At 55.1% G+C, this 16,989-nt stretch carries 13 protein-coding genes; 10 read left to right on the top strand and 3 right to left on the bottom strand.

Annotation, left to right across the window (positions count from 1 at the left end; translation table 11 throughout):
* Positions 1-8 precede the first annotated feature (8 nt).
* From XYCOK13_RS13735 to XYCOK13_RS13715, 5 genes are all read left to right on the top strand, one after another.
* Positions 9-638, top strand: coding sequence for a fumarylacetoacetate hydrolase family protein (locus tag XYCOK13_RS13735; RefSeq protein WP_213412739.1), 630 nt, complete (start codon positions 9-11; stop codon positions 636-638).
* A gap of 208 nt (positions 639-846) precedes the next feature.
* Positions 847-1,710: a carbon-nitrogen hydrolase family protein gene (locus XYCOK13_RS13730; protein WP_213412738.1), complete on the top strand. Its 864-nt coding sequence runs from the start codon at positions 847-849 to the stop codon at positions 1,708-1,710.
* Positions 1,711-2,034: 324 nt separating this feature from the next.
* Positions 2,035-2,733, top strand: a complete 699-nt coding sequence (locus tag XYCOK13_RS13725) for a PilZ domain-containing protein (protein ID WP_213412737.1) — start codon at positions 2,035-2,037, stop codon at positions 2,731-2,733.
* A gap of 176 nt (positions 2,734-2,909) precedes the next feature.
* Positions 2,910-3,878 (top strand): D-2-hydroxyacid dehydrogenase, encoded by a 969-nt coding sequence (locus XYCOK13_RS13720; RefSeq protein ID WP_213412736.1) that lies wholly within the window; start codon positions 2,910-2,912, stop codon positions 3,876-3,878.
* Complete coding sequence (locus tag XYCOK13_RS13715) at positions 3,875-4,966, top strand: AbrB family transcriptional regulator (RefSeq protein ID WP_213412735.1); 1,092 nt, start codon at positions 3,875-3,877, stop codon at positions 4,964-4,966. The genes XYCOK13_RS13720 and XYCOK13_RS13715 overlap by 4 nt, the downstream gene beginning before the upstream one ends.
* Positions 4,967-5,213: 247 nt before the next feature.
* On the opposite strand, the gene XYCOK13_RS13710 is transcribed toward XYCOK13_RS13715, so the two are convergent.
* Positions 5,214-5,996 carry an SDR family NAD(P)-dependent oxidoreductase gene (locus XYCOK13_RS13710; RefSeq protein ID WP_213412734.1) on the bottom strand — a complete coding sequence of 261 codons (783 nt, stop codon included), beginning with the start codon at positions 5,994-5,996 and terminating at the stop codon, positions 5,214-5,216.
* Positions 5,997-6,238: 242 nt separating this feature from the next.
* On the opposite strand from XYCOK13_RS13710, the gene XYCOK13_RS13705 reads away from it, so the two are divergent.
* Both XYCOK13_RS13705 and XYCOK13_RS13700 read left to right on the top strand, forming a co-directional pair.
* A complete protein-coding gene (locus XYCOK13_RS13705; protein WP_213412733.1) occupies positions 6,239-8,476 on the top strand; it encodes an MASE3 domain-containing protein in 2,238 nt (745 codons plus the stop codon).
* Between the two features lie 93 nt (positions 8,477-8,569).
* Positions 8,570-10,420 (top strand): 5'-nucleotidase C-terminal domain-containing protein, encoded by a 1,851-nt coding sequence (locus XYCOK13_RS13700; RefSeq protein WP_213412732.1) that lies wholly within the window; start codon positions 8,570-8,572, stop codon positions 10,418-10,420.
* 129 nt (positions 10,421-10,549) lie between these two features.
* Here the strand turns inward: XYCOK13_RS13700 and XYCOK13_RS13695 are convergent, their stop codons facing one another.
* Positions 10,550-11,725: an MFS transporter gene (locus tag XYCOK13_RS13695; RefSeq protein ID WP_213412731.1), complete on the bottom strand. Its 1,176-nt coding sequence runs from the start codon at positions 11,723-11,725 to the stop codon at positions 10,550-10,552.
* Positions 11,726-12,632: 907 nt separating this feature from the next.
* Positions 12,633-13,385: a MerR family transcriptional regulator gene (locus XYCOK13_RS13690; protein ID WP_213412730.1), complete on the bottom strand. Its 753-nt coding sequence runs from the start codon at positions 13,383-13,385 to the stop codon at positions 12,633-12,635.
* Positions 13,386-13,682: 297 nt separating this feature from the next.
* Between XYCOK13_RS13690 and XYCOK13_RS13685 the strand changes: the two genes are divergently transcribed.
* The 3 genes from XYCOK13_RS13685 (at position 13,683) to XYCOK13_RS13675 (ending at position 16,976) form a co-directional block, all read left to right on the top strand.
* Positions 13,683-15,101, top strand: a complete 1,419-nt coding sequence (locus tag XYCOK13_RS13685; RefSeq protein ID WP_213412729.1) for an extracellular solute-binding protein — start codon at positions 13,683-13,685, stop codon at positions 15,099-15,101.
* Positions 15,102-15,262: 161 nt separating this feature from the next.
* Positions 15,263-16,144 (top strand): carbohydrate ABC transporter permease, encoded by an 882-nt coding sequence (locus tag XYCOK13_RS13680; RefSeq protein ID WP_213412728.1) that lies wholly within the window; start codon positions 15,263-15,265, stop codon positions 16,142-16,144.
* 1 nt (position 16,145) lies between these two features.
* A complete protein-coding gene (locus XYCOK13_RS13675) occupies positions 16,146-16,976 on the top strand; it encodes a carbohydrate ABC transporter permease (RefSeq protein ID WP_213412727.1) in 831 nt (276 codons plus the stop codon).
* The last annotated feature ends 13 nt before the right edge of the window (positions 16,977-16,989 follow it).

The following is a 16,989-nucleotide window of genomic DNA, read 5'->3' as shown; positions in this document are numbered from 1 at the left end:
GCGATTCGATGTTGGCAACGATCCGAAATGTGTACTGTGTCGGAAGAAACTACAAGCTGCATGCGGAGGAGCTGGGCAATGCCGTGCCGAAGAGTCCGATGATCTTCATGAAGCCGACCCATGCGCTAGTTCCCATGGACGGCGGAGACATTGTGCTTCCGGGCGGATACGGCCAGGTTCACTATGAAGCCGAGTTGGTCGTGCGCATAGGCGCCGCGTACGAGCGCGGGATGAAGGCGGCAGCGCTGGTGTCCGACTTCGCCCTCGGCATTGACTTCACTCTGCGCGATCTGCAGGAGGAGCTCAAGCAGAAGCAGCATCCATGGCTGAAGGCGAAGGGGTTCCGGGCAGCGGCGCCGTTGACGCGGTTTTTGCCGGCTGCGGGAACGGAAATATTGGAAGCGGCGTCCTTCTCTCTGCGCATCAATGATGACGAGGTGCAGCGGGGACATGTCCGCGACATGATCTTCGATGTGCAGACGCTCATCGACCATATCGGCGGCCATTACGGCCTGGCTGAAGGCGATGTGATCTACACGGGAACTCCGGCAGGTGTCGGCCGTATTGCGGACGGAGACCGGATGGCGCTCTACTGGGGAGAGGAACAGTTAGGCAGCTGCCGGGTGTGTCTGGCTTAAGGGTGCGAATGCTCAGGCTAAGCCGTACAGACGGGTGAAACCCCCGGACTGTGCGGTTTTTTTTCGCCGGGCTGCAGGCAGCCGCAGGAGCTTCCGTCTATTTCTCCTTGCATCTTGGGCGCAAACGTCTATAATATGGTTGATTCGGATTTCGCCGGCAACGGGCTGGGGAAGCCCGGGATGCATACAGCCGACAGGAGGATGAGAGATGAAATTTCGCGTTTCTGCTGTGCAGTATCACCTGCATACGATCCGCTCGTTCGACGAGTTCGCCAAGCAGGTTGAGCATTACGTGAAGAATGCGCAAGAATATGATGCTGAATTTATTTTGTTCCCCGAGTTTATGACGACGCAGCTGATGTCCATCGGCGGCGATGACGGCTCGGCGTTGACGATACAGGATTTGCCCGATTTCACCGAACGGTATCTTCAGTTGTTCTCCGGTCTTGCCAAGCAGTCAGGCATGCATATAATTGGCGGCACTCACGTGATTCGCCGTGAAGGACAGCTGTACAACGTGGCCCACTTGTTCTACCCGGACGGGCGCGTTGCCGAGCAGGCCAAGCTGCATATTACCCCGACCGAGGTGAAGGAGTGGGGGATGAGCGCAGGCGAAGGACTCCAGGTGTTCGAAACAGAGAAAGGCACGATTGCCCTCCTGACCTGTTACGATATTGAATTTCCGGAAATCGTCCGCATGGCCAAAGCGAAAGGGGCGGATGTCATCTTCTGTCCGTCCTGCACGGATGACCGCCACGGCTTCCATCGGGTCCGATACACTTGCCACGCCAGAGCGATCGAGAATCAGGTGTACGTGGTGACGACAGGGACAGTCGGTTCGCTCCCGACGGTCGATTTTATGCGCGCGAACTTCGGGCAGGCGGCCATGATTGCGCCGAACGATATTCCCTTTCCGCCGCGCGGCATTCTCGCTGAAGGCGAGTTGAACAACGATATGGTTGTCACCGCGGATCTCGATTTGGAGCTGCTTTATGAGGTGCGCAAGTCCGGATCGGTGACGACATGGAGGGATCGACGCACCGACTTGTATCCGGACTGGCAGGAAGAATAGACTGCACTTCCATTCTGATAGACTATACGGCACGAATTGGCACACCGCTTTCCGCTGCTCGCCACGGAGGGCGGTGTTTTTTTACATAAGTTGAATTGGCTGATGCACGAGGTGCGGTACTTTTTTCCTAAGAGAAAAGGGGAGAGAAAATCGGCCTGTGCCAAAGGTTCTGCATAAAATCGAAAAAACCATGTGCATGAGGCAGGACTTTGGACGTGTTTTTGGAATATAGTATGTAGTGCTTTTGATCGATTCATGTCTTTTTATTGCATTTGCAATACACAGGATCAGTTGCGCAATACAAAGAAAATATGGTGATTTTTCATGAATACTGAAACGTTTGCCGAGCACATATTTCGCCAGCAGTCGAACTGCCAGTTGATCATTGTAGGCAAGGATGACCAGGGCGAAGCCCTGTGCTATGAAGACCAGTTTCAAATCGTAGAGAGCCGGCCTTGCCAAATAACGGTCAGCCTTCCGATAGAAGACGAGCATCCGTTAAAAACGATTTGCACCATTGAGTTTGTGGAGCTCTCCATTCGCGATAGAGGGGTGCCTTATTTCGCCTTTGTGAATGTGATCGATCAGGCATGCACAGATCGTACGTTTACAGCCATGCTGGAAGTGCCGGTTCATCTGCATTCAAGTGAGAATCGGAAGTTTATTCGCATTGACTTTCCGACAGTCCTGCCGATCACTTGCTCCATCGTGGGGGTTCGCGGCAGATCCACGCATCATGGCGTTCCGTTCGAGGCCGATATGATTGACGTTTGCGGAGGCGGGCTGTCCTTCCTGACGAAGAAGCGGTTGTTTTCGCCTTTGTATTTGAAGATACGGGTGGATCTCCCGGGCTTCGCGGCCCCGTTCGATGTGTATGGGGATATTGCGAGAATATCGCCGTACCGGCAAGACTATTATCGGATTGCCGTGACATTCAAGGAAGTGGACGAGGGCCTCGTCCAGCGTATTGACGATTATTGCCGGGCTTATCGCGAACGCGCTTTGGAAGGAAGCGAAATCTGAGAAACTGACGCGCAAAAGGCCTGCGATGCTTCTGATTCCATCATGCATGTCTTGTCCTGCCAGAAGTTTTCCTCCCCCCCTAGTTACAAAAAGGTTACTTAAGCACGTTCAGGTTAGTCATTAACAGCAGCTTGGGCAACCCGTATAATGAAGGGGAGAGCAAGGAGGGACTAGATATGAAACGGACAAAAGTGATTCTTTGCCGAAGCGGAGACTATGACCCTGATGTGAAATTGGTTCGACAGCTTGCGGATGAGTTTCCCGAAGTGACCTTTGTGGATTTGCGCAAGGATGAATTCCTTGCACGGCAAGAGGAGCTCCTGGATGCGGAAGTGTTCGTCGGCTGGCCGACGCGCGAGCAGCTGGAAGCCCTGCCGAATTTGAAGTGGGTGCAGCTGCAAAGTGCGGGTGCCAACGGCTATACGAATAATCCTTACCTAAGGGAGGATGTCGCCCTGACGAATGCAAGCGGCGTGTTCAATGTACCGGGTGCGGAACATGCCCTGGCGCTTATGCTGGCGTTCGCGCGGCAGCTGCACGTCCATTTCGACCAGCAGCAGAACAAGAGATGGAAGCGAAATCCGCTCTGCCTGGAAATCCAATCCTCTACGGTCGGTGTCATTGGTTTGGGCGGCATCGGCGGTGAGACGGCCAAGCGGGCGAAGGCGCTTGGCGCTCGAGTCGTTGCGGTCAAGCGCAATCCGGATGCCCCGCCTCCCTATGTAGATCGTCTTTATCCGATTGAAGAGGTGGAGGAGCTGCTGGCTGTTTCCGATTTCGTTGTGATGGCCCTTCCCCTGACGGAAGAGACGAGGGGATTCCTTCATGCAGACCGGATCGCCAAAATCAAGCGGGGCGCTGTTCTGATTAACGTAGGCAGAGGACCGACTGTAGATGAGAGAGCATTGATTCAGGCCTTGCAAGAAGGCGCGTTGTTCGGAGCAGGACTGGATGTGACCGAGGTGGAGCCGCTCCCGGAGGAGAGTCCGCTCTGGGGAATGCCGAATGTGATCATTACGTCGCATTCTGTCGGGGTATCACCGCGCAAGGAGGAACGGAGAATGGAGCTGCTCTCCGCCAATCTCCGACGGTTCTTGGCCGGAGAGCCTCTTCACAATCTGGTTGACAGGAACGCAGGATATTGAAGCCTGCGATACCGTATACAGGAATTGCTTGCGCCGCCGCTGCCGCATTGGCCGGCGGCGGCTTGTTTCAGCTGGTCGGCTTGCCGCTTGCCTGGATGCTTGGCCCCGCCTTCGCCATGATGACAGTCAAGACGGCTTGGCCGCAGCGCATTGCGTGGCCGCGTATACTCGGGGATGCGGGCGTAGTGGTCGTCGCTTATTTGCTGGGGCGGTCCATGACGAAGGCGACGGCTGTCACCATTCTGCATGACCTGCCCTTCATGATGGCTACGGCGCTCTTGTGGCTGGTGCTCGGCTTCCTAGTCGGCTGGCTGTTTGCGAAGCTGGCCCGTATCGATACGGTGAGCGGCATTCTGGGATGCTCGCCGGGCGGGTTGACGCAAATGGTCATCGTAGCGGATAGCGACAGCCGTGCGGATGCGGGAACGGTAGCTATCGTACAGACTTGCCGCATTTTGGTCGTCTTGTACACCGTTCCGTTCACCGCAGCCTGGATGGCGCATGCCGGTACATCCGAAGGAGCTGCAGCGGCCGGGCAAGGGCCGGCGGCTCAGATAGCAGAGGCGTCTCTCGCCGCGCCTTCCTTCTATGGCTACCTGCTGCTCCCTGCTGTCCCGCTTGCCGCTTGGCTGCTCAGACGCATGAAGGTGCCGGCCGGCGAATTTCTTGGACCGGTGCTGCTAGTCGGCGTGTTGGCCGCATCCGGTTTTGCCTGGCCTGAGGTGCCTGAGCTGCTTACCGCTGCCGCGCAAGCCTGCATCGGCTTGTTCATCGGCAGCCGGGTGCGGCTGCGCATTCTGCTGGAGAATAAACGGCTTGCCCCGCTGGCGCTGGCAGCAGGGGGCTTCTTCGTCAGCTTGACGCTTGCGGCCGCATGGGCCATCTCTGCCGTTGCGGAAGGCTCGATCATCACCTGGTTTCTGGCGCTTTCGCCCGGCGGCCTGGGCGAAGTTGCGGTTACGGCGATGCAGCTGGGCGCGAATGACGCGCAGGTGACGGCATATCAAGTGTTTCGGCTGCTGTTCATCCTGTTCCTCGTACCGTTCCTTGTGAACCTCACGCGGAAGAAGTGGAAAGAGGACCTATAGCTAAGGGGGGGCGCTAACGGAAATGAGCGACGCTAACAGCCTATTGGAGGCGTTTTTTACGCTAACGGAACACACAGCGCTTCTTGCAGGGCAAACATCCAGTTCGAGCGTCATTCTGCCGAATAAGGTCTCCTGGTTCCGTTAGTCTTCGACATAATCGGCTTAGCCCGGGGATGCATGCGCGATATAATCAAGCACCGATTCCCAGAGGAACCGGTGCTTACAGTCAATTTCATGCAGCTTTATATTACAACGCTGCTCCCTTGCCGCCGTCTACGTTGATGGCTGTGCCGGTGACGTAGGAAGCAGCCTCGGATACGAGGAAGGTGATCACGTTCGCCGCTTCTTCCGTATCGCCGATGCGCCCGAGCGGTATGCCGTGACGTTCGTGGCGGGCGAACTCCTCCCAGGTAGCTTCCGGCATATCGCGCTTCCACCATTTTTCGATTTGGTCGCTGCGGATCGTGCCGATGCAGACCGTGTTCACGCGAATGCGATCCTTGGCCAAGTCCTTGCTCATGGCATTGGTCAAGGCTTGTCCGGCTGCCCGGCTGACAGAGGTAGGCAGCGAGGATGCGGACGGCGTCTTCGCCGAAGAGGTGGTAATATTCACGATGGCTCCTCCGCCGGCTTGGCGCAGGTGCGGCACCGCTGCTTTCGAGCAATGGATCGCGCCGAACAGCTTCAAGTCCAGATCGTAGTGCCAAGCACTGCTGTCCACTTGTTCAAAAGGCTTGGCAGCGGACGTGCCCGCATTGTTCACGAGTATATCGAGCCTGCCAAAGCGCGCTACCGTCTCAGCAACAGCGCGGCTGCACTCTTCCTCCTTCGTTACGTCTGCCTGAACATAGAACACATCTGCGCCTGTTTGTGCGGCGATGGAAGCCGCTGCTTCCTCCAAGCTGTCCAGGCTGCGCGCGCAGATCGCCACCTTGGCCCCTTCCCGCGCCAAGCTCACGGCTGTTCCATATCCGATGCCTTTGCTGCCGCCTGTAATCAAGGCGACCTTTCCTTGCAGTCCAAGTTCCATATTCCATTCCTCCTTTCCTTCTATTATATCGATCGGTCGGGGGGCGAAACCGTCGCTTTTTTTATGCAGTTGCGGGGGGTTTTTTTACATATGATCGTGCTTTGGCCTGATGACGGAATCAACCCCGAGAACAACGTGCATCTGCATACTCCGCTGCCGGAAGGGCAGATTGACTTCATAGCTTTTAAATGAGAATCTGGAAGAAATCATAGTTGGATATCGGATTTATACTGAGGTGCCTGATGTCAAGAACGAGTCAGTCCAACAAGATCAGCATAGCGACCATATTGATAGGCTCAGTGCTTCTTGCAGCCCTTTTCCTGTTCCCCGGATTTCTGCCTTCTCTCAATCTGGAGAAAAATCACTTGGCCTTCCACACGCTGCTAGAGTTCTTCAGCGTATTTGTCTCATTCTCTATCAGCGCATTCGGCTGGATAGCCTTCAGGGACATGCGCACGACCACCATGCTCTGGCTGCCCATTGTCTTCACCGCGATCGGTGCGCTGGATTTGCTTCATGCGCTCAGCTACGAGGGCATGCCCTTTTTCATTACGGAAAATTCAGCCGGGAAGTCGATCTGGTTCTGGATTGCGGCGCGGCTGACCGAATCGGTAGCTTTGTTGGCGCTGCTGGCGCATAAGGAAAAACCGGTGACGAGAAAGCAGTACGGAGCTCTCTTGCTTCTCCCCTGGGCATACGTTCTTCTGCTTGCTGTCATCATCATCCGCTTCGAAGCGAGTTTGCCGACATTGGTCGTGAACGGCGCAGGCACGACCGCCTTGAAGAATGCCCTGGAATATGTGAACGCTGCGCTGCATGCGGCGTCAATCGTTTTCGTAGTCCGCTACTATCGGCAGACACGTTCCCGAACTGAGCTGGAGCTGGTGTTCGGAATTGGTCTGCTGCTGGCCGCGAGCCTGCTGTTCACGGTATATGTCCATATTCTGGACAGTATTGTCATTGCCGGACACCTGCTGAAAGTGGCGGGCTATGTCTTTATCTTCCGCTGCTTTTATTTTGCACGCTTGGAGATGATCTTTCAGCACAAGCAGCGCACGGAGCAGGACTTGCAGGAGGTGCGGGGAAAGCTGGAATCGTTCATCGAGCATACGCCGGACTGCATTGCGTTCCAGGACCTGAAGGGCCGTATCGTGCAAGTGAATCATGGGTTTGAAACGATATTCGGCGTTTGTGCGGAGGAAGCGGTCGGCAAGCGGTTATCGGATCTGGTGTCTGCCTGCAGAATGGATCTGAAACCACTTAGAAAAGTGTTCGCCGGGGAACCCCTGATTGGACATGAGATGGTTATAGAGCGGAAGGATGGAAAAACCGTTCGCATCAGCACGACCCTCTCGCCAGTGCGGAACGCCGCGGGTGAGCGGGTAAGCATCGCTTCGATCTCACGTGACATCACGGAGCAGAAGGAGGCGGAAGCCAAGCTTCGCCAGGCGGAGCAAGAGCTTGTGGAAACGGTGCGCGAGCATCAAGGCATGATTCTGAAATATAAAATCCAGGAAGGACGCATTATCCACACACTCTGCGACGGACAACTTCTGTATGACATGCAGCTTCAGCCTGAACAGATCGTCGGCCAGGGACTTCCCGCCATTTGGCTAGATGACGGTCAGCAGCGATTCCATGAGCATTACCAGACCGCCTGGGCAGGGCGCAGAGTCGATTTCGAAGCGACGATCCAAGGAATCGTCTGCTTCATTACGCTCAGTCCGATTCGACGAAATGGCGTTATTGCGGAAGTGATCGGTTCCTGGATCAACATCACGAAGCTGAAGAAGACGGAGGAACTGCTGCAAAAATCGGAAAAGCTGGCCGTAGTCGGTGAGCTGGCTGCCGGCGTGGCGCATGAGATTCGCAATCCCTTAACGACGCTGAAGGGATTTACCCAGATTCTCGGCATGAAGGTCGACGAAGACAGTCAGCCGTTTATCGAACTGATGATGTCCGAGCTGGAACGGATAGAAGCGATTACGAGCGAATTCATGGTCGTGGCCAAGCCGCAGCAAAATCAATATGAGCCTGTGGACATTCCGCAAGTCCTGCAGCAAGTCATACAGCTTCTTGGTCCGCAGGCGACGCTCAATAATGTGCAGATAAGTCTGGAGGTAGACGCCGCCGTTACAACCATTTATGGAGATGCCAATCAAATGAAGCAAGTGTTCATGAACGTGATGAAGAACGCGATCGAATCGATGGAGCGCGGCGGCAGTATGTATATAGAAGTAGACAATCCCCAGGCAGGCCAGCTGTGTGTGAAGGTTCGGGACACCGGCAGCGGCATTCCGGCAGACATGCTGCCGAGGCTGGGGGAGCCGTTTTATACATTGAAGGAGAAAGGCACCGGGTTGGGGCTGATGGTCAGCTATCGCATAATAGAAGCGCATCAGGGCCGGATTTCCTTTGACAGCGAAGTAGGCTTGGGAACAACGGTACGCATTGCACTGCCGACGAAGAGCGGGTTTTAACATCCTTCTAACATGCGCAAAACATAGCTTTAATAGTTTGCTAGTATACTAAACTGGAAAAAGTGAGTTTCTACATAAAGGGGAGGATGCAGGATGAAGGGGAGCAAGATTTCATTTTTGTTATCAATGCTGTTCATGGTCACGCTGCTGGTACCGGCTGTGGCTTTCGGGGCTGATGGCGAGGACGGGACGAAGATTACGATCGTGCATATCAACGATGTGCACTCGCGGGTAGAAAGCGGAATCGGCTATGCGAAGCTGGCTGCTTTTGTCGATCAGCAGCGCGCTGCAAATCCCAATACCTTGGTGCTGGATGCTGGAGATACGCTGCATGGCCAGACGATCGCCACGCTTGTAAGAGGCGAGAGCATCGTCAGAATGCTGAATGCGGTAGGCCTGGATGCAATGGCTGCCGGCAACCATGACTTCAACTTTGGGACGGAGCGTTTGCTCGAGCTTGCGGATATGGCTGAATTCCCCATTCTCGGTGCAAACGTGGAAAAGGATGGCGAGGCTATTCTGCAAGACCATCTGATTAAGGAGGTAGGGGGCGTTAAGGTAGGCATCTTCGGGCTCGCTACGCCGGAAACAGCTTACAAGACGCATCCCAACAACGTTGAGGGCATCACTTTCGTCGATCCGGTCGTATCGGCGCAAGCGCAAGTGGATCAGCTGCGCGACCAGGTGGACATCTTGATTGCCCTGGCCCATCTGGGAACAGACGCCTCCAGTGTCGATACGAGCACGAAGGTGGCGGAGCAGGTAGCAGGAATCGATCTGATCGTGGACGGACATAGCCACGAGGAGGTCAGTACTTATGTGGGCGAGACGCTGATCGTTCAGACAGGCGAGTACTTGAACAATGTAGGTCTCGTTCAATTGACCGTGCAGGAAGGCGTGCTTGTGCATGCAACGACGGAGCTTATTGCTGCAGAGGAGCTGGAGGCACTGGAGCCGGATGCCGAGGTTCAGGCGGTTATCGATGAGATCAAGGCTGAGCAAAATACCGTGCTGGAAGAAGTAGTCGGCGCCAGCCAAACTGCGCTGGACGGCGAGCGGGAGACTGTGCGCGCAGGAGAATCCAATCTCGGCAATCTGATTGCCGATGCGATGCTCGCTGTGACAGGCGCTGACGCAGCGCTGACGAATGGCGGCGGCATTCGCGCATCGATCGGCGAAGGGGAAATCACGAAGGGCGATGTCATTACAGTGCTGCCCTTTGGCAACTATGTGGTAACCATTGAAGTTACCGGGGAAGAGATTGTGCAAGCGTTGCAGCATGGTGCCGGCGATTATCCGGAGCCGAAGGGAGCCTTCCCGCAGGTGGGCGGCATCAGCTTTAGCGTCGATGCAGCCAAGCCGAACGGGGAAAAGGTACACAACGTGAAAGTGAACGGAAATCCGGTGCAATTGGATCAAACGTACGTGCTCGCTACGAATGACTTCCTCGCGGCAGGCGGCGATGAATATACGATGTTCAGCGATAATGAAGTGACGGGGCATTACCAGGCGTTGGATGAAGCGCTGATCGAGTACATCCAGACGATTGGAGAGGTTGCCTATGCGCCGGAAGGCCGCATCACTGAAGAGGCCGTGCCTGTTGATGCGAATGGCGATAGCGCAGCAGCGGAAGCCGCAGAAGCAGGCGCTGGGGAGGCTGGGCAAGAGGTTCCGGCAGCCGAGGCTGTGCAGGAGACTTCCGTAGATGAAGCGGCGAATGCCGGTGCAGCTTCCAGCGAAGCCATTGAACAAGCTCCGGCAGCAAGCGGCAACGTGCCAGCTCCCGTTCAAGAAGCCAAGGTTCACACGGTGAAGCCGGGAGATACCCTTTCCCATATTGGCGTGGCACACGGGCTGTCGTGGCAGGAGCTGGCCGCATTCAATAACTTGGCCAACCCGCATTTGATCTTCCCGAATCAGCAAATTCGGATTCCGGTTCGATAATAAGAATTTCGGTCAACATCAAGAAAGAGGCTGTAGCCGCGAATTGCGGGCACAGCCTCTTTTTTGTGGGGCTTGATCCGGTCTGGAACAGCTATGGCCCACGGCGGGCGGGCAAGTGCGGCGCTATGCTTAAGCTTCCGCGGACCGCTCGCTTGGCTCGCTGCCCAGCGGGATGTTGTGGCGCTTGTTGTACAGGTAAGTGCCAATCGTGGCTACAACTGCGATGACGGTAATGAGACTGCCAATGCCGTAGGCAGCTGCAGGGCTGACGCGGTCGAACACTTCGCCGCCTCCGGCGCTGCCGATAATGCCGGCGAACCCGCCGAATGTGACGGCAAAAGCAGCTTGCCCAGTACCGCGCAGCTCCTGTGGAATGATGCTCATCAAATACTGGATCGCCGCAACGAGAAACAGCGGGAACGTAATGCTGTGCAGCGCTTGGGCGTAGATCAGAACCGACGGGCTGTCGGCAATGCTGTAAATCGCCCAGCGCAGTGCGTAAGCGGCAGTAGCAATGATGATGATGCCCATTTCGTTCCACTTTTTAATCAGCTTTCCGGCGAACATTAGGGACGGCACTGTGCTCAAAGTGGCCACCAGCCAGGCCATGCCTACCCGCGATTCGGAAGCGCCCATATCGCTGATGTAGAGGGCAAGCAGGCTGTCATTCATCCGATGCGGAATCGCAATCAGCAGGATGAGAAACAGGAACCAGAGCAGTCTCGGTTGGGAGAACACTTTGCCGAGCGACTTCAGATTAACCGGCACCGGCGTAGATTCGGTGTCCTTGATCAAGAAGGCAGCCGCGATGGCCAAAATCAGGCCGCCAGCGTAAATGTACCAAATATAACCGATTCCGATCCACTCGATAATAAAACCAAGCGCAAGCGATGCGGTTCCAACGCCGATCTCTCCCCAAACACGGAGACGGCCGTATTCTTTATTATGCTGATACGCATAGGAAATGCACAATGTCTCGGTCAAAGGGGCCGCAGCGCTGTTGAAAAACATGAAGGTGATATAGAAGATCAGGATGAGCAGGAACGTCTGCACCGAGAACAGGCCTATGCTTAGGAACAGATTGGCGAACAGCAGGACGAGCAGCACTTTTTTAACCGTTTTCCGCTTGTCGCTTACATATCCCCAGAAAGGCTGTGCAAATATTCCGATCAAAGCCCCGGTGGCAATAATGGTGCCGACTGCACCGGAAGAGAGTCCCCGATCCTGCAAGGACAACGGCAGGAAGAAAACGATTACACTAAACGTAGAGAACAATAAGTAAATAAACACGGACACTCGTACCACGTGATGGACCCCCTTAGCTGGAAAAAGAGTAACTATGCAATTTTAGCACAGTCTCTCTAGCGGGGGTATGAGAGAAACTTATGGTTCTGCCCGCATTCCGGCATAAGAAAATCGCCAGGCATGGATGGCATCGGGACGAAGATGGCTAGGCTTGATCCTTGAAGCGGCGTGTGCAGCAGGTGGATTTCCTGGAGGAACACGATACGCAGGCAGAATCCGTTCAACGGCAGCAGTTGCCCTACATTCTTCATAGGTGAATCGCCGGCAGACAACTGATCCAATGCGTGCGGACGGGCTACAACAGCGGAACATGGCAGCTTTAACGCGATAAGGAACAGGTTGGCGGGGGAAATAGCCGAACATAGTGAGTGAACCGAGTGAGGACAACTGAACGAATGAAGCGCGATGAGTGAATGGCGGTCGGTCAGTTGAACGAACGGATCGTGGTGAGTAAATGACAGGAGGACAGCAAAATAGCGGAACATGATGGCTTTAATGCAATACGGAACAGAGTGGCGGGGGAAATAGCGGAATATTGTGGTCGTATCGCGATCCTTTCAATGGCAACCGAGCTACAGAACGATGTATAAGACCAGTTGTTCCCGCTAATCGTGGCTCAAGCTGCGAATTCGCTTCAATTGAACCATTATTTCCCGCTATTGGGTTTGCAGGTAGGCAGGCGGCCAAGCTGAATAAGCAGACGAAGGCGCACGGCACAACCCACAATCAGCAAGGCCCGCAAGACAGCTGGATGCTGCCTTGCGGGTGAGAGGCGCTTGCGCATCGAGACTATGCGGCCGGAGCAAGCCCAATTTGCCTGGCGAGCGGGACAACCTGGGGTCGAAGCCCGGTGTCCGTTGCCCGCTGCCTGCCTGCCGCCCGCTGCCCGCCGCGTGCCATCCCGGCCCTAGTCCCTTTGCCGATCGGCGTAGACGGCCATCGCTTCGCACATGAACTGCGCGAGTCCTTCACCGAACTGATCGATGTTGCGGGTGAACCGTTCATCCTCCACGTACATTTGTCCCAGTGATCGGAACGCCTCCGGTGTATACTGATGGCCGAAGCTGCTGTTCAGGAACGTGTACCATTCGCCGATCGCCGCCTGCGCTTCTTCGGATTCAGGCGAGCTCGTGCGCAGCGAGGCCAACTTGCGGTAAATGTCGTTCATCTGCTGCTTGAGCTCTTCCTGCTCCGCTTCAGTCAACTTCCCGAGCTTCGCCTTGGATTGGTCGACAGCTTGATCGCCCCAGCGCTCGCGCGCTTCCTGCTCGTACGGGTTGTGGCTGAAATCAAAGCCTTCAAATTTCTCTTTATGCGTCATATTGCGTTCTCCTTTCGCATGCTGGATGGTCTTCTCCATCGTCATAATCATTTGATCCAGCTTTGTGCGCTTGTCGAGCAGCATCCGGTATTGCAGCTCCAGCGCATCAAGCCGGTCGTAAGCGGGACCGTTCATAATATCCCGGATTTGCTTCAAAGGGAAACCCAGTTCCTTGAAGAACAGGATTTGCTGCAATTGAGTGAGGTTGTCATCACTGTACAAGCGATAACCGGATTCGCTCACGTCATCGGGCTTGAGCAAATCGATTTCGTCATAGTGATGCAGTGTGCGCACACTGATGCCGACGAGATCGGCCACCTCTTTGACGGTCATGGCCATGTCATTCAGCTCCCTTCTGCTATCACTATAAAGGATCACGCAACGTGAGAGTCAAGGGGAGGTGCGACAAAAATTCACGATAAATGAGAAAAGGCGAGGAACACCAAACCAAAGATCACCAAGGATCACGAAAAAGCGGGAGTGAAGATGGGAAGCAGCCGGGCCGATTAGATAATTTTCCCCCTCTTTTGTAGAAATGTTGACCTTATGTGAATGTGTAAGCGCTTATATAATGAAGGGGCAGCAACAAGCTAGACGGCAATTCAGTTGCAAGTCAATCCATGGGAGGTCAATAACATGAAAAAACAATACGGGCTGCTCTTGCTAGTTCTCTTGGTCAGTCTTACGACGGTGCTGGCCGGATGCGGCGGCAGCAATGCCGGTCAGGGATCTGGAGCCAATGCAGGAACGAACGAAGCTGGAGGAACGGAAGCGAATGCGGACGGTCAAGCAGGGGGCGAGGCCGTCGAGAATGCGGAGCCGTTCACCGTTTCGCTGCGCCACATTCAGATCGGCGATGCGAAGAAGTTCCGCAAGGCGATTCTGGACGATGCCATTGCGAAGGCCGAGGCCGAGGTGCCGGGGCTTGCCTTCGAGCTGGATGGCGTGGAGGATGAGGTCAATCGCTTTACGAAGCTGCCGGCCGAGATGGCGGCAGGCAACCCGCCGAAAATATTCGATTTGTTCGGCGGCGAAGGGGATGCGCTGAAGTATGCGGATGCCGGGCGCCTGCTTGACTTGACGCCGATTCTGGAGGAGCTTGGCCTGGCTGACAAGTTTCTGAACATGGGGCAATTCACCTTGGACGGCAAGGTGTACGGCCTTCCTATAGGAGGCAGTACGGAAGGATTTTTCTACAATAAAAAGCTGTTCGCCGAATACGGCATCGAAGTGCCGACTTCGCTCGAAGAGCTGGAGCAAGCCGCAGAAACGCTGAAGGCCAATGGCGTGACACCGATTGCGATGGGCTCGCAGGCCGCTTGGGTGCCGCTCATGCTGGCCAATACCTTGATCGGGCGCTATGCGGGACCGGAAGCGATCAATGGCTTCCGCGACGGCAGCGCGGCATGGGATTCGCCCGAGGTGGTCGCGGCCTTCGCGAAGTATCAGGAATGGGTCGACAACGGCTACTTCACCAAGGGTGAGCTGGGCGTCACCTATGATGCGATGCTGAACGAATTTTTGGCCGGCAAGGCCGGGATGATGTTCGACGGCAGCTGGCGCGCTTCTGCTTTCACGAACCCGGATTTGGTGAAGGAAATTACGTCAGAGGACGTCGGATATTTCGCGATGCCGGCCGTGCCTGGCGGCAAGGGCGATCAGACGGCTGTGAACGGCAATTACAGCAACGGCTATGGCTTCTCTTCCAATTTGAACGAGCGGGAGCTTGCGGCAGTCAAGGCATTCATCAAGCATCTCTATAATGATGAGATGCAGGTGCGCGGCTTGCTGGAGGACGCGCTGCTGCCTTCAATGAAGCTGTCCGATCCAGCCGCATCCGAAATCGACACGAAGCTGGAAGACCCGGTTGTCAAGCAAATCATGGAGACAATGAACGCAGCGGGCGAAGCGTTCTCGCACTTTGACTCCGTTGTGCAATCGGATGTCTATAGCGAGACAGAGCAGCAAATTCAAAGGCTGATCGCAGGCAGAGCCACACCGCAAGAGGTGGGCGATGTGCTGCAGCAGGCCCAGGAGGCGGCTAACGCCAAATAGAGATATAGCTTGCATGCCCAGCAGCAATTGAGGAAATGGCGCTGTCCCGCTGTCCGATAACCAGGGGGCGGCGCCTTTCTTATGAAGACGCAAGCGCGCATGCGCCTGTGTACCGCTGAGGCATGCACGAGAGTGATCAATCGGGAAAGGAGCGGGTAGCCATGCGCAGTTCTTTGCGAAATCCGTATATCTACACTTTGTTTGTCGTGCCGACGCTCGGCTTGTATGCGTTGTTCTTCATCTATCCGATGCTGACCTCGGTCGGCTATGGCTTCACGGATTGGAATGGTTTGCAGGACACGAATTTCATCGGGTTTGCCAACTTTGAGCGGGCATTCGCCGACAGCAGCTTCTGGAACGCTGTGCGCAATAACATGATCTTTATATTGTTCTCTGTATGCGTGCAGGTGCCGCTCATTGTATTTTTCGCCATTTTAATTAGCCAGGTTCGGCGCTTTCAAGGCTTTTACAAAACGACGGTTTTCGTTCCTTCCATCTTGTCTACGGCGGTCATCGGCATCCTGTGGGGGTTTATGTACGATCCGGAAGTGGGGATCATCAATCAATTTCTCGGCCTGCTCGGTGTGGAGACCATTTACTGGCTGGCGGATACGAGATGGGCGTTATTGGCCGTGCTGATGACGAATGCCTGGCAGTGGATGGGCTTCTATATTGTACTTGTGCTGGCGGCTATATTGTCGTTGCCGAAGGAAATCAATGAGGCGGCATCGATTGACGGCGCAAGCGGATTTCAGCAGGCTTGGCATATTACCGTTCCGTTGATCAAGCCAATCATCTCGGTCATTGTCATGCTCTCGATTGCCGGCGCGATGCGGGTGGTCGATATCGTCCTCGTCATGACGAATGGCGGACCGATCGGGGCTACGGATGTCATGGCGTCGTATATGGTAAACCGGGCGATTCGCTATGGGGATTACGGGTACGGCACTGCGCTGTCCATTATGATTTTCGCCATAGCGCTTCTTCTGACCGCACTCTACCAGCTCACCTTCGGCAAAATGCGGGAAAGGGTGGAATTCTGAGATGCCGCAAGCACTTAAAAAATCTCTGCCTCATCTGATTTTGCTTATATACGTGGCAGCTGTGCTGCTGCCGTTCGCATTTGTCATTCTGTCCTCCTTGAAGGGGAGCAATATCGATATTGCGGAGCGTCCGTTCGGCCTGCCGGAAACGTGGGTGTTCGACAACTATGTGACGGCTTGGGTGAAGGCCAAGATCAATGTGTATTTCTTCAACAGCGTGTACTTGTCGGTGACGTCGTCAGCCGCCGGCGTCTTGCTCGCTGCGGCCTGCGCCTTCGCCCTGACGCGCATGAAATTCAGGCGCGTCAGCAGCTGGGTGTACCAGTTCGTCTTGTTAGGCATGCTGATTCCCGGCAATGTGCTGTTTATCGCGCAATATATTTTGGTTAAGGATCTGGGCATCCTCAATACGCACTGGTCGCTGTTTCTTCCTTACACGGCCGGGGCATTGCCGCTCGGCGTGCTGCTGATCGCCGCTTTTATGCGCGCGATCCCGGCTGAGCTGGAGGAAGCGGCGGTAATGGATGGATTGAGCGCTATAGGGCTATTTGCTAGAATAATAGTACCGATTACATTGCCGGCGCTCGTGACGGTATTTATCGTCAATTTCCTGGGCGCCTGGAACGAGTATTTGCTGGCCAACTTTTTCATCAGCAAGGATGCCCTGCGCACGCTGCCTACCGGGATGGTCGGGTTTCGCGACGCGTTCCAGACGAATTATGCGCTGATTTGCACTGGCATCGTTTATAGTGTGCTTCCCGTACTGGTGCTGTACGCCTTTCTGCAAAAGCAGATCATCGAGGGGGTTACAGCCGGCAGCATAAAAGGATAGCCGACAGAAAGGA

Source organism: Xylanibacillus composti (assembly GCF_018403685.1).
GTDB classification, from domain to species: Bacteria; Bacillota; Bacilli; order Paenibacillales; family K13; genus Xylanibacillus; species Xylanibacillus composti.
This window is presented reverse-complemented; position numbering and strand designations above follow the sequence as displayed.

What these genes read in the sequence shown, in the direction of transcription:
- XYCOK13_RS13700 (WP_213412732.1), top strand. Translation starts at nt 8,570, where the DNA reads ATGAAGGGGAGCAAGATTTCATTTTTGTTATCAATGCTGTTCATGGTC.
- XYCOK13_RS13735 (WP_213412739.1), top strand. Translation starts at nt 9, where the DNA reads ATGTTGGCAACGATCCGAAATGTGTACTGTGTCGGAAGAAACTACAAG.
- XYCOK13_RS13705 (WP_213412733.1), top strand. Translation starts at nt 6,239, where the DNA reads ATGTCAAGAACGAGTCAGTCCAACAAGATCAGCATAGCGACCATATTG.
- XYCOK13_RS13680 (WP_213412728.1), top strand. Translation starts at nt 15,263, where the DNA reads ATGCGCAGTTCTTTGCGAAATCCGTATATCTACACTTTGTTTGTCGTG.
- XYCOK13_RS13690 (WP_213412730.1), bottom strand. Translation starts at nt 13,385, where the DNA reads ATGGCCATGACCGTCAAAGAGGTGGCCGATCTCGTCGGCATCAGTGTG.
- XYCOK13_RS13685 (WP_213412729.1), top strand. Translation starts at nt 13,683, where the DNA reads ATGAAAAAACAATACGGGCTGCTCTTGCTAGTTCTCTTGGTCAGTCTT.
- XYCOK13_RS13710 (WP_213412734.1), bottom strand. Translation starts at nt 5,996, where the DNA reads ATGGAACTTGGACTGCAAGGAAAGGTCGCCTTGATTACAGGCGGCAGC.
- XYCOK13_RS13675 (WP_213412727.1), top strand. Translation starts at nt 16,146, where the DNA reads ATGCCGCAAGCACTTAAAAAATCTCTGCCTCATCTGATTTTGCTTATA.
- XYCOK13_RS13720 (WP_213412736.1), top strand. Translation starts at nt 2,910, where the DNA reads ATGAAACGGACAAAAGTGATTCTTTGCCGAAGCGGAGACTATGACCCT.
- XYCOK13_RS13725 (WP_213412737.1), top strand. Translation starts at nt 2,035, where the DNA reads ATGAATACTGAAACGTTTGCCGAGCACATATTTCGCCAGCAGTCGAAC.
- XYCOK13_RS13730 (WP_213412738.1), top strand. Translation starts at nt 847, where the DNA reads ATGAAATTTCGCGTTTCTGCTGTGCAGTATCACCTGCATACGATCCGC.